Genomic DNA, 12,034 nt, shown 5'->3' on the forward strand with positions numbered 1-12,034 from the left:
CGGCCCTGTCCGCGCGGGTACCCGGGACACTGACCCGGGTGGGGAAAGGGGTTTCGGTGTGACGCTCGCCGGCCTGACAATGGCGGACTTGTTCCGTGCGGTTGACCTGACCGGCGTGTTCGGCAATGCCCTGCTGGGCGGCGTGGTCGCCCGCAAGGAGAGGCTGGACCCCGTTGGCTTCGCGGCCCTCGCCGTGTTGTCGGGCCTGGGTGGCGGGATGATCCGCGACACTCTGCTGCAGCGTGGCACCCCGGTCGCGCTCACCGACTACGCCTATCTGTTGACCGCCCTGGCTGGAGCGGCGTTCGCCTTCGCATTCCGGGTCGAGGGCCGGGTGTGGAACCGGGTATGGCCGGTGGTGGACGCGCTGGCATTGGGATGCTGGGCGGCGACCGGTGCGCATAAGACGCTCGCCGTGGGGCTCGGCTGGTTGGCGGCGTTGCTGCTGGGCACGATCTCTGCGGTCGGCGGGGGAGCGACGCGGGACATCGTGATGCGTCGCGTCCCGGGAATCTTCGGTGGCAACACCCTGTATGCCACCTGCGCCCTCGCCGCGAGCGGCGTCCTGGTGCTCTTCAACTATCGCGACCATCCGACCCCCGGGCTGCTGGTGGGCACACTGACAGGGACGGTGTTGTGCTGGCTCGCGCAGTGGCGTGGCTGGATGTTGCCCGCCGTGGGCGCCTGGTCGCCGGCAACCCGTTTCACCGGGGGTCGGTCCGGCGGGTCGGCGCCCGGGGCGCATCAGACGGAGGAGGGCGTCAACGATGGGGACAGCCATTAACTCGGTGTCAACCCGGGTGCTCGCGGGCCTGCGCGACGCCCGGGACTGGCAGGAGGACTTCTACCGCAACCTGCACCAACACCCGGAACTGTCACACCAGGAGCGCGACACGGCTGCGGCCGTGGCCGAGCGGCTGGGTGGCTTCGGTTACGACGTGCACGAGGGCATCGGCGGCACGGGCGTCGTCGGGATCCTGCGCAACGGTGACGGCCCGACCGTGTTGCTGCGGGCCGACATGGACGCGCTACCGGTCAAGGAATCCACCGGCCTGCCGTACGCCAGCACGGCCACCGCCACCGATGCGGACGGCAACCGGGTGCCGGTGATGCACGCCTGCGGCCACGACGTTCACGTGACCTGCCTGCTCGGAGCGGCCGCATTGCTGGCGGGCGCCCGCGGTCAGTGGAAGGGCGCCGTGATCGCGTTGTTCCAGCCCGCCGAGGAGGTCGGCGACGGCGCACGCGGCATGCTCGACGATGGTCTCGCAGCGCTGGTCGGCCGCGTCGACGTCGCCCTCGCCCAGCACGTCCTGCCTTTCCCGGCCGGTCAGGTCGGCGCGCGGCCCGGGCCCGTCCTGTCTACCGCGGACAGCGTGCGGATTACCGTGTATGGCCGCGGCGGGCACGGCTCGATGCCCCAGGCCACCGTCGATCCGGTGGTGCTCGCCGCCATGATCGTGATCCGGCTGCAGACCGTGGTCTCCCGTGAGGTCGCGCCAACCGATTCCGCCGTGCTGACCATCGGCAGGATCGAGGCGGGAACCAAGAGCAACATCATCGGCGACCGCGCCGTGCTGGAACTCAACCTGCGCACCTACAGCGAGCAGACCCGCACCAGGGTCCTCGACGCGATCCGGCGCATCGTCACCGCCGAATGCCGGGCGTCCGGCTCCCCGATGGATCCCGACTTCGAGCTGTTCGACCACTACCCGGCGACCGTCAACGATCCCGCGGTCGCGGAGCGGGTGCGCGCCGCGTTCGACGATTTCTTCGGCGACCGATCGTCCGAGCTGCCGCTGCAGGCCGCCAGCGAGGACTTCAGCGACATCCCGAGTGCGCTCGGGACGCCCTATTGCTACTGGGGTATCGGCGGCGTCGACCCCGACACCTATCGCAAGGCGGTGAACGCGGGCCGCGTCAGCGAGGACATTCCGGTCAACCATTCCCCGACGTTCGCGCCTGTCATCCAGCCCACCCTCGACACCGGGACTCAAGCCCTGACGGTCGCCGCGCTGGCGTGGCTCGCGCCGCCATAATCGTGGGGCCACAACCGGCGCTCCACCACCAGACACACGCCGGTGCCGATCTTCAAGCTGCTCGTGGCCGCCGCTGCGGCGGTGCGGCACCATCGCCGGACTGAAGAACCGTTCGCCCGGCGCGGAAGCGCTCTGTCGGCGGCCCTGCTTGCGTCCGGAACGCCCCGATAGCATGGTCGTCGACCACCGACCTAGGAGAACCCACGGATGAGCGCCCCGGCAAACCCGTCCCCAGCAGGCCCTATCCGGGTGCCCGCCGGGACCACCGCCGCTGCCGCGGTGCGGGAGGCGGGGCTGCCGGGCCGCGGGGCGCCCGACGCGATCGTGGTGGTGCGCGACGCCGACGGCAAGCTGCGCGACCTGAGTTGGGTGCCCGGGGCCGACGCCGACGTCGTTCCCGTGCCGGCCAACACCGACGAGGGCCGCAGCGTCATCCGTCATTCGGCGGCGCACGTGCTGGCCCAGGCCGTCCAAAATCTGTTCCCGCACGCCAAGTTGGGCATCGGGCCGCCGATCACCGACGGCTTCTACTACGACTTCGATGTGGCCGAGCCGTTCACACCCGAGGATCTGGACAAGCTGGAAAAGCGGATGCGCCAGATCGTCAAAGAGGGGCAGCTCTTCGAGCGCCGGGTCTACGAGTCCAAGGACCAGGCGCGCGCGGAGTTGGCGAACGAGCCCTACAAGCTCGAACTCGTCGACGACAAGTCGGGCGACCCCGACATCATGGAGGTCGGCGGCGACGAGCTCACCGCCTACGACAATCTCAATCCCCGCAGCCGGGAACGGGTCTGGGGGGACCTGTGCCGGGGTCCGCACATCCCGACCACCAAGCACATCCCGGCCTTCAAGCTGACCCGAAGCTCGGCCGCCTACTGGCGCGGCGACCAGAAAAACGCCAGCCTGCAACGCATCTACGGCACGGCGTGGGAGTCGCAGGAGGCGCTGGATCACCACCTCGAGCTGCTCGCCGAGGCGCAGCGCCGCGACCACCGCAAGCTGGGCACCGAGCTGGACCTGTTCAGCTTCCCCGACGAAATCGGTTCCGGGCTGGCGGTTTTCCACCCCAAGGGCGGTGTGGTGCGCAGGGAGCTGGAGGAGTATTCGCGGCGCAAGCACATCGAGGCCGGATACGAATTCGTCAACACCCCGCACATCACCAAGGCGCAGCTGTTCCACACCTCGGGGCACCTGGACTGGTACGCCGACGGGATGTTCCCGCCGATGCACCTCGACGCCGAGTTGAACGACGACGGGACGGTGCGCAAACCCGGGCAGGACTACTACCTCAAGCCGATGAACTGCCCGATGCACACGCTGATCTTCCGGTCGCGGGGGCGCTCGTACCGCGAACTTCCGTTGCGGCTCTTCGAGTTCGGCACCGTGTACCGCTACGAGAAGTCCGGCGTGGTGCACGGGCTGACCCGGGCGCGCGGGTTCACCATGGACGACTCGCACATCTTCTGCACGCGCGAGCAGCTGCACGGGGAGCTGGCGTCGCTGCTGCGATTCGTCCTCGAGCTGCTCGGCGACTACGGCCTGGAGGACTTTTATCTGGAGCTGTCCACCAAGGACCCGGAGAAATTCGTCGGCACCGACGAAATGTGGGAGCAGGCCACCAATTCCCTGGCCGAGGTGGCCGCCGAGTCGGGCCTGGAACTGGTTCCCGACCCCGGCGGCGCGGCGTTCTACGGCCCGAAGATCTCGGTGCAGGCCCGCGATGCGCTGGGCCGCAGCTGGCAGATGTCCACCATCCAGGTGGATTTCAACTTTCCGGAGCGCTTCGAGCTGGAGTACACCGCGCCCGATGGCACCCGCCAGCGGCCCGTGATGATCCACCGCGCCCTGTTCGGGTCGATCGAGCGGTTCTTCGGCATCCTCACCGAGCACTACGCGGGCGCGTTCCCGGCGTGGCTGGCGCCCGTGCAGGTGGTCGGCATCCCCGTCGCCGACGAGCATGTGCCTTATCTGGAAAGCGTTGCCGCGCAACTGAAGTCGCACGGTGTGCGGGTGGAGGTGGACGGCAGCGACGATCGGATGGCCAAGAAGATCGTGCACCACACCGGCCAGAAGGTGCCGTTCATGCTGCTGGCCGGCGACCGAGACGTCCAGGCGAAGGCGGTGAGCTTCCGCTTCGGCGACCGTACCCAGATCAACGGCGTGCCCCGCGACAGCGCCGTCGATGCCATCGTGGCCTGGATCGCCGACCGCGAAAACGCCGTCCCCACAGCCGACCTCGTGAAGGTCACCGGCGGTGAGTGAACGCGAGGAACGCGCCGAGGACACCATCCTCGACACCGGTGTCGGCGAGGACGATCACCTGCAACGGCTGTGGACGCCGTACCGGATGACCTATCTGGCCGAAGCGCCGATGAAGCGCGACTCGTCGGGCAAGACCGAGCAGCCCTTCACCGACATCCCGCAACTGCCCGACGAGGAAGGCCTGGTGGTCGCCCGCGGCGAACTGGTGTACGTCGTCCTCAACCTCTACCCGTACAACCCGGGGCACCTGATGGTGGTGCCGTACCGGCGGGTGTCCGAACTCGAGGACCTCACCGCCGAAGAGAGCGCGGAGTTGATGGCCTTCATCCAGAAGGCGATTCGCGTCATCAAGAACGTGTCAAACCCGCACGGCTTCAACGTCGGCGTGAACCTGGGCACGTCGGCCGGCGGGTCGCTGGCCGAACACCTGCACGTGCACGTCGTGCCGCGCTGGGGCGGCGACGCGAACTTCATCACCATCATCGGCGGCGCGAAGGTGATCCCGCAGCTGCTGCGCGAAACCCGCCGGCTGCTGTCGACCGAGTGGGCCAAGCAGCAATGAGTCGCGCATGAGTAAGGTGCCGTTCCTGTCGCGGGCGGCGTTCGCGCGGCTCACCACCCCGACCGCCAGGGCGTGCCTGCGCATGGGGCTGACGCCGGACGCCGTCACGATCCTGGGCACCGTCGTCGCCGTGGCGGGGGCGCTGACGCTGTTCCCGATGGGCAAGCTGTTCGCCGGCACGCTGGTGGTCTGGTTCTTCGTGCTGTTCGACATGCTCGACGGCGCGATGGCCCGCGAGCGCGGGGGCGGCACCCGGTTCGGCGCCGTGCTCGACGCGACCTGCGACCGCGTCAGCGACGGCGCGGTGTTCTGCGGCCTGCTGTGGTGGATCGCGTTCGGCCTGCACGACAAGCCGCTGGTGGTGGCGACCCTGATCTGCCTCGTCACGTCGCAGGTCATCTCCTACATCAAGGCGCGGGCCGAGGCCAGCGGGCTGCGCGGCGACGGCGGGCTGATCGAACGCCCGGAACGGCTGATCATCGTGCTGGTGGGCGCCGGCGTGTCGGACTTCCCGTTCGTCGCCTGGCCGCCCGCGCTGCCGGTGGCGATGTGGCTGCTGGCGGCGGCCAGCGTCCTCACCTGCCTGCAGCGGCTGCACACGGTGCGAACCTCGCCCGGCGCGACGGAGCGCATGCCGTGATTCCGGGCATGGGTTTGATCTCCGCGCCGCGCCGCCTGGTGTCCGGCGCAGCGACCGACTGGACCTACGCGGCCGGCTGGATGGCCGTCCGGGCGATGCCGGAATTCGCCGCGCGCTCCGCGTTCGAGACCGGCGCCCGCTATGCCGCCCGCGGCGGCGGTCCGCAGCAGCTGCGCAAGAACCTGGCCCGCGTCATCGGCGTCACGCCGGCCGAGGTGCCCGACGAGCTGATGCGGGCCTCGCTGGTCTCCTACGCCCGCTACTGGCGGGAGGCGTTTCGCCTGCCGTCGATGGACCTGCGCGCGCTGGCCGGCGAGCTCGACGCCGCTTTCCGGGGGGCCGACAACCTGGACGCGGCGCTGACCACGGGCCGGGGCGCGATCTGCGCGTTGCCGCACAGCGGTAACTGGGACATGGCCGGCGTGTGGTTCACCCAGACGCGCGGCACCTTCACCACCGTCGCGGAACGGCTCGAACCCGAGTCGTTGTACCGGCGCTTCCTGCGCTACCGCGAGAGTCTCGGGTTCCAGGTGCTGCCGCTGTCGGGGGGCGAGCGGCCGGCCTTCGAGGTGCTGTGCGACCGGCTGCGAGACAACCAATTGGTGTGCCTGATGGCCGATCGCGACCTCACCCGCACCGGTGTGCAGGTCGACTTCTTCGGCGAGGCCACCAGGATGCCGGCCGGGCCGGCGAAGCTGGCGATCGCGACCGGTGCGGCGTTGCTTCCGGTGCATTGCTGGTTCGACGGTGATGGCTGGGGGTTTGAGGTGTTCCCGGCGCTGGATTGCAGCGGCGGGGACGTGGCCGCCATCACCCAGGCGCTGGCCGACCAGTTCGCCAAGAACATCGCCGCCTACCCCGAGGACTGGCACATGCTGCAACCGCAGTGGCTGGCCGACCTGTCTGAAGCCAGACAGGCGCGGCTCAGGGAGATCTGATGCGCATCGGGATGGTGTGCCCCTACTCGTTCGACGTGCCGGGCGGGGTGCAGTCGCACGTGCTGCAGCTGGCCGAGGTGATGCGTCAACGCGGGCACGAGGTGAGCGTGCTCGCGCCGTCGTCGCCGCACGCGGTGCTGCCCGAGTACGTCGTCTCCGCCGGCAAGGCCGTCCCCATTCCCTACAACGGCTCGGTGGCCCGGCTGCGGTTCGGCCCGGCGACCCACCGCAAGGTCAAAAAGTGGCTCGCCGAAGGCGATTTCGAGGTCCTGCACCTGCACGAGCCCAACGCGCCGAGCCTGTCGATGCTGGCCCTGAACATCGCCGCGGGGCCGATCGTGGCGACGTTTCACACCTCGACCACCAAGTCGCTGACCCTGACGGTGTTCCAGGGCATCCTGCGGCCGATGCACGAGAAGATCGTCGGCCGGATCGCGGTGTCCGACTTGGCCCGTCGCTGGCAGATGGAGGCGCTGGGGACCGACGCGGTCGAGATCCCCAACGGGGTGGACGTCGACTCGTTCGCCTCGGCGCCACCTTTGGACGGGTACCCGCGGCCGGGCAAGACCGTGCTGTTCCTGGGCCGCTACGACGAGTCCCGCAAGGGCATGCCCGTCCTGCTCGAGGCGCTGCCCGGGGTCCTCGCGCGCTTCCCGGACATCGAGCTGCTCATCGTCGGCCGCGGCGACGAGGACGAATTGCGCGGCCAGGCAGGCGAATTGGTGAAGCACATCCGGTTTTTGGGGCAGGTCGACGACGCCGGGAAGGCGTCGGCGATGCGTAGCGCGGACGTGTACTGCGCGCCCAACCTCGGCGGCGAGAGTTTCGGCATCGTCCTGGTCGAGGCCATGGCGGCCGGCACCGCGGTGGTGGCCAGCGATCTGGACGCGTTCCGGCGCGTGCTGCGCGACGGCGAGGCGGGCTGCCTGGTGCCGGTGGGCGACGGCGCCGCGCTGGCGGATGCCCTGATCGCGGTGCTAGAAAACGATGTGCAGCGCGAACGCTATGTGGCGGCCGGTTCGGCGGCCGTCCAGCGCTACGACTGGTCGGTGGTGGCCAGCCAGATCATGCGGGTCTACGAGACGGTCGCCGCGTCCGGCGCCAAGGTGCAGGTGGCCAGCTGATGACGTGGCTGGTGGTCGCCGTCGCGGTGCTCGTCGCGGTGCTGGCGATCGTCGGCGCCTGGGCGTATCAGACGGCCAACCGGCTGGACCGGTTGCACGTGCGCTACGACCTGTCGTGGCAGGCGCTCGACGGCGCCCTGGCGCGGCGCGCGGTGGTCGCGCGCGCGGTCGCCATCGACGCCTACGGCGGCGCCTCCGAGGGCCGGCGGCTGGCCGCGCTGGCCGACGCCGCCGAGGCCGCGCCGCGGCAGGCGCGGGAGTCCTGCGAGAACGAGCTGTCGGCCGCGCTGGCGATCGTGGATCCGGCGTCGCTGCCGGCGGGGCTGATCGCCGAGCTGGCCGACGCCGAGGCGCGGGTGGTGTTGGCCCGCCGCTTCCACAACGACGCCGTCCGGGACACGCTGGCGCTGGCCGAGCGGCCGCTGGTGCGCCTCTTCCACCTCGGCGGAACCGCCGCGCTGCCCAGCTATTTCGAGATCGTCGAACGGCCCCACGCGTTGGCGCACGGCGACCACGGGGTGCTCAACCACCGCACCTCGGCGCGCGTCGTGCTGCTCGACGAGACCGGCGCCGTCCTGTTGCTGCGCGGTTCGGATCCGGCCATCGCCCGCGCGGACGCGCCGAGGTGGTGGATCACGGTCGGCGGCGAGGTGGGCAAGGGCGAGCGGTTGGCCGAGGCCGCCGCCCGCGAGTTGGCCGAAGAGACCGGGCTGCGGGTCGCACCGGGCGAGATGGTCGGCCCGGTCTGGCGGCGTGACGAGGTGTTCGAGTTCAACGGCTCCCTGATCGACAGCGAAGAGTTCTACTTCGTCTACCGCACCCGGCGGTTCGAGCCGTCCGGCGCGGGCCGAACCGACTTCGAACGCAGCTACATTCACGGCCACCGCTGGTGTGACGCCTCCGACATCGCCCGGCTGGCCGCGGCCGGCGAGACGGTGTACCCGATGCAGCTGCCCGAACTCCTCGGCGACGCGGCCGCGCTGGCGGCCGGCCGGGCGCCGGGGCCGCTGGTGTCGATCCGCTGACGCGCTAGAAGCCGCTGGCCACACCGCTGGGGGCCAGTGGGGGCACGCCGAGCACCAACGGTCCGGCAATTCCGGACGTGACGCCCTGGCCGAGGGAACCGGCCATGGTCACCGGGCCCGGCAACAGCCCGGGCGCGTAGTAGCCAAGGTCGACGAACGGCTTGACGAACGGTTGCAGCAGGTCCGCCAGCGGGTTGCCGAGGATCGGGATCCATCGGATGGGATCCAGCAGCGGCAATTGCGCGGTCTGCATGAAGTAGAAGGTCATGTTGCCCACGTGTTGCTGGATCGCGCCGGCGACCTGCGCGGCCGACAGGAAGGGCATCGTGTGGTGCAGGTCGAAGAACCCGAACAGGGCGTTGAGGTCCGATGGCAGCCACAACCAGTTCGACGGGAAGTTGGCGATCGCGTCGTATTGCAGCGTGAAGATGGACGTCGCGTAGGACGTGGTGAGCGGGGTGGCGAAGTGGAACGCCCCGAAGCCCGGAATGAAGTGCGTCAGGATGCCGCCCATCGGGTTGTTCGGGTCGGCGAGCAGGACGAAGTTCAGCAGATCCTGACTCGGGCGTAGGGCGGCCGGCAGGGCTTGCAGGTAGCGCATTTCCAGGCTGGCGATCGTCGCGCTCTGCGAATAACCAACGACCACAACGTGATTGCCGGCCGCCGTTTGCGTCAGGATCGCGGAGTTCAGCGTGGCCATGCCCTGGTAGACCGACTTGCCAAAGGTCTCGCTGCCCAGCCCGGTGATCGGCCAAAACTGTTCGGGCGTACGCAAACTCACCAGGGTGTAGTCCGAGTAATTCTGCGCGAGGTACGCCTGCTGGATCGACGTCATGTACTTCAGGTCCGGCGACGGGTTCCCGGTGCCGCCCATGATCAGCGCGATCTTGTCCGTGCCCGTCGACGACTGCATGGCGGCCGCGTTGGTGGCCTCGGTCTGCGCGTACGCGTTCTTCGCGGTGATCAGGGTTTCCACGAACTGGTTGTGGAACAGTTCCGCCTGCGCGCTGAGCGCCTGGTACTGCTGGGCGTGCGCGTCCAGCATCGTCGCCACGCGCACCGACACCGAATCCGTGGCCGGCGGCAGCACTCCGGTCGTCGGGCCGGCCACGGCCGCGTTCGTCGCCTGCAGCGACGAGCCGATCCCTTGCAGCTCGTCGGCGGCCGTCGCCATCGCGTCGGGTTCGGTGATCACGAACGACATCGGCTCTCCGCCTTACCGACTCAACACCGGGCGCGCCGCCAGGCCTTCGCGCGGTCCGGCGATCGAATGGGAGGCTGCGGCCGTCGCTCGCCCGGGAATTCCCGTCGAGGGCAGTTGGGGCGCGGCGGACGGGCCCGCCGAAACGGGGGTGACCGGGGCGCCGGGCGCCACGGCGGCCGGGGCGGCCGGGGTCGCCGACGGCGCCGCGGCGCCGGCCCAGCTGGAGGGCACGGACAGCGGCCCGATCGAACCGGCCCGGCCCGCGCTCGCCGAGACGACGCGGCCGGCGAGCTGGGCGGTGACGGGGCTGGGGGCGCCCATGCCCGGGCTGGCGGTGGACGCCAGGACCGGATCCATGGCCGGGACGGTGCCGGCGCTGCCCAGCAGCGGGTTGGTGCTGGACATCAGCTGGCCCATCACCGTGTTCATCGGCTCCATCGCGAACTGCGCGGGCGTCGAAAGCATCTGCAGCTGCGTCATCGGGTTCATCAGTTGCTGGGTCAGCGACTGGCTCAGCGCCTGGAGCAGTTCCTGGGCGAAGGAGGTGAACTGCGGGGTGGGCAGGCTCGTCAGGGTGAGGGGTGGGCTGGTGAACGGCGTCCAGGTCGCCTCGGCCGCCGTGACGCTGGCGTCGTAGGCGGTCATCGCGGCCACGTCCTGGGCCCACATCTCGGCGTACTGGGCTTCGGTCGCCGCGATCGCCGCGGTGTTCTGCCCCAGGATGTTGGTGGCGATCAGCGACATCAGCAGCGCCCTGTTGGCCGCGATCACCTCCGGCGGCACCGTCGCGGTGAACGCCACCTCGAACGCCGCGGCCGACAACCGGGTCTGGTTGGCCACCAGCTCCGCCTGCCCCGACGTCGCGGTCAGCCACTGCACGTACGGGGCGGCGGCCGAGGCCATCGTCATCGAGGCGGGGCCCTGCCACACGCCACCGGTCAGCGTCGAGACCGTCAACTCGAAGGAACTCGCCGCGGACGCCAACTGCGCGGACAACGCGTCCCACGCCGCCGAAGCCGCCCACATCGTCCCCGAACGAGGCCCCGCATACATCCGCGCCGAATTGATTTCCGGCGGCAACAGCACGTAATCCGGCAACACCCGAGACCTCTTCTCGGCCGACCGCCTCGGCCGGTGTGACCACGGTTGCCCACCCAGAATCCACACCAGCAGCAACGGTCTCGCAAATAGCTGACGCAATTTTTAACACAATGTGACGCTCGTCGCAGGCGCTTGGCACGACTGATGGAAGCGGAGGGAAAACCGGTTTGTTTCCACCACTAGAGTGGAAGCGCGATGGTCGAGGAGAGCGGGAGCTAGTGGAGAGCGGCGGACAGTCCAACCAGGCCAACCAGACGGGGACGGCGCGGGTCAAACGCGGCATGGCCGAGATGCTCAAGGGCGGCGTCATCATGGACGTGGTCACCCCGGAGCAGGCCCGGATCGCCGAGGGCGCCGGCGCCGTCGCGGTGATGGCGCTGGAGCGGGTGCCCGCCGACATTCGCGCCCAGGGCGGCGTGTCGCGGATGAGCGACCCCGACATGATCGAGGGCATCATTTCCGCGGTCACCATCCCGGTGATGGCCAAGGCGCGGATCGGGCATTTCGTCGAGGCGCAGATCCTGCAGAGCCTCGGGGTGGACTACGTCGACGAGTCCGAGGTGCTGACCCCCGCCGACTACACCCACCACATCGACAAGTGGAAGTTCACCGTGCCGTTCGTGTGCGGGGCGACCAACCTGGGCGAGGCCCTGCGACGCATCAGCGAGGGCGCGGCCATGATCCGGTCCAAGGGCGAGGCCGGCACCGGCGACGTCTCCAACGCGACCACCCACATGCGGGCGATCGGCGGCGAGATCTGCCGGCTAACGTCGCTCTCTGAGGACGAATTGTTCGTCGCCGCAAAGGAATTGCGCGCCCCCTACGACCTCGTCGTCGAGGTGGCCCGGGCGGGCAAGCTGCCCGTCACCCTGTTCACCGCGGGCGGCATCGCCACCCCCGCGGACGCGGCGATGATGATGCAACTGGGCGCCGAGGGCGTGTTCGTCGGCTCCGGCATCTTCAAGTCGGGCGACCCCGCGCAGCGCGCCGCCGCGATCGTCAAGGCCACCACGTTCTACGACGACCCCGACGTGCTGGCTAAGGTCTCGCGCGGCCTGGGCGAGGCGATGGTCGGCATCAACGTCGAGCAGATCGCGCAGCCCCATCGCCTGGCCGAGCGTGGCTGGTAAGCCTAGGGC

The 12,034-nt window shown here is 69.7% G+C and carries 11 protein-coding genes; 9 read left to right on the plus strand and 2 right to left on the minus strand.

The genetic code is table 11. The features are described from left to right. Positions 1-79: 79 nt before the first annotated feature. From WU80_RS04470 to WU80_RS04505, 8 genes are all read left to right on the plus strand, one after another. The gene (locus WU80_RS04470) at positions 80-784 is read left to right on the plus strand and encodes a trimeric intracellular cation channel family protein (protein WP_231633741.1); all 705 of its coding nucleotides are present in this window, start codon (positions 80-82) and stop codon (positions 782-784) included. Between the two features lie 16 nt (positions 785-800). Next, positions 801-2,039 carry an amidohydrolase gene (locus WU80_RS04475; RefSeq protein WP_055400843.1) on the plus strand — a complete coding sequence of 413 codons (1,239 nt, stop codon included), beginning with the start codon at positions 801-803 and terminating at the stop codon, positions 2,037-2,039. 207 nt (positions 2,040-2,246) lie between these two features. Beyond that, positions 2,247-4,301, plus strand: a complete 2,055-nt coding sequence (gene thrS / locus WU80_RS04480; RefSeq protein WP_055400845.1) for a threonine--tRNA ligase — start codon at positions 2,247-2,249, stop codon at positions 4,299-4,301. Further along, a complete protein-coding gene (locus WU80_RS04485) occupies positions 4,294-4,863 on the plus strand; it encodes an HIT domain-containing protein (protein WP_055400847.1) in 570 nt (189 codons plus the stop codon). The genes thrS and WU80_RS04485 overlap by 8 nt, the downstream gene beginning before the upstream one ends. Before the next feature lie 7 nt (positions 4,864-4,870). After that, entirely contained in the window at positions 4,871-5,503 is a 633-nt protein-coding gene (gene pgsA / locus WU80_RS04490; RefSeq protein WP_055400849.1) for a phosphatidylinositol phosphate synthase, read from the plus strand. Positions 5,504-5,511: 8 nt separating this feature from the next. Continuing rightward, positions 5,512-6,441 carry a phosphatidylinositol mannoside acyltransferase gene (locus tag WU80_RS04495; RefSeq protein WP_055400852.1) on the plus strand — a complete coding sequence of 310 codons (930 nt, stop codon included), beginning with the start codon at positions 5,512-5,514 and terminating at the stop codon, positions 6,439-6,441. Beyond that, a complete protein-coding gene (locus WU80_RS04500) occupies positions 6,441-7,565 on the plus strand; it encodes a glycosyltransferase family 4 protein (protein WP_055400854.1) in 1,125 nt (374 codons plus the stop codon). Before WU80_RS04495 ends, WU80_RS04500 begins: the two co-directional genes overlap by 1 nt. Then, entirely contained in the window at positions 7,565-8,590 is a 1,026-nt protein-coding gene (locus tag WU80_RS04505) for an NUDIX hydrolase (RefSeq protein WP_055400856.1), read from the plus strand. The genes WU80_RS04500 and WU80_RS04505 overlap by 1 nt, the downstream gene beginning before the upstream one ends. Positions 8,591-8,594: 4 nt before the next feature. Here the strand turns inward: WU80_RS04505 and WU80_RS04510 are convergent, their stop codons facing one another. After that, positions 8,595-9,794 (minus strand): PE-PPE domain-containing protein, encoded by a 1,200-nt coding sequence (locus WU80_RS04510; protein ID WP_055400858.1) that lies wholly within the window; start codon positions 9,792-9,794, stop codon positions 8,595-8,597. Positions 9,795-9,806: 12 nt separating this feature from the next. After that, the gene (locus WU80_RS04515; protein ID WP_082459756.1) at positions 9,807-10,895 is read right to left on the minus strand and encodes a PPE family protein; all 1,089 of its coding nucleotides are present in this window, start codon (positions 10,893-10,895) and stop codon (positions 9,807-9,809) included. A 218-nt stretch (positions 10,896-11,113) separates the two neighbouring features. On the opposite strand from WU80_RS04515, the gene pdxS reads away from it, so the two are divergent. Continuing rightward, a complete protein-coding gene (gene pdxS / locus WU80_RS04525; protein WP_055400862.1) occupies positions 11,114-12,025 on the plus strand; it encodes a pyridoxal 5'-phosphate synthase lyase subunit PdxS in 912 nt (303 codons plus the stop codon). Positions 12,026-12,034: the final 9 nt, after the last annotated feature.

Source organism: Mycobacterium sp. UM_11 (assembly GCF_001414075.1).
Taxonomy (GTDB): Bacteria; Actinomycetota; Actinomycetes; order Mycobacteriales; family Mycobacteriaceae; genus Mycobacterium.

Coding starts and splice junctions, on each gene's coding strand:
- WU80_RS04470 (WP_231633741.1), top strand. CDS start 80: ATGGCGGACTTGTTCCGTGCGGTTGACCTGACCGGCGTGTTCGGCAAT.
- thrS (WP_055400845.1), top strand. CDS start 2,247: ATGAGCGCCCCGGCAAACCCGTCCCCAGCAGGCCCTATCCGGGTGCCC.
- pgsA (WP_055400849.1), top strand. CDS start 4,871: ATGAGTAAGGTGCCGTTCCTGTCGCGGGCGGCGTTCGCGCGGCTCACC.
- WU80_RS04495 (WP_055400852.1), top strand. CDS start 5,512: ATGGGTTTGATCTCCGCGCCGCGCCGCCTGGTGTCCGGCGCAGCGACC.
- WU80_RS04500 (WP_055400854.1), top strand. CDS start 6,441: ATGCGCATCGGGATGGTGTGCCCCTACTCGTTCGACGTGCCGGGCGGG.
- WU80_RS04505 (WP_055400856.1), top strand. CDS start 7,565: ATGACGTGGCTGGTGGTCGCCGTCGCGGTGCTCGTCGCGGTGCTGGCG.
- WU80_RS04510 (WP_055400858.1), bottom strand. CDS start 9,794: ATGTCGTTCGTGATCACCGAACCCGACGCGATGGCGACGGCCGCCGAC.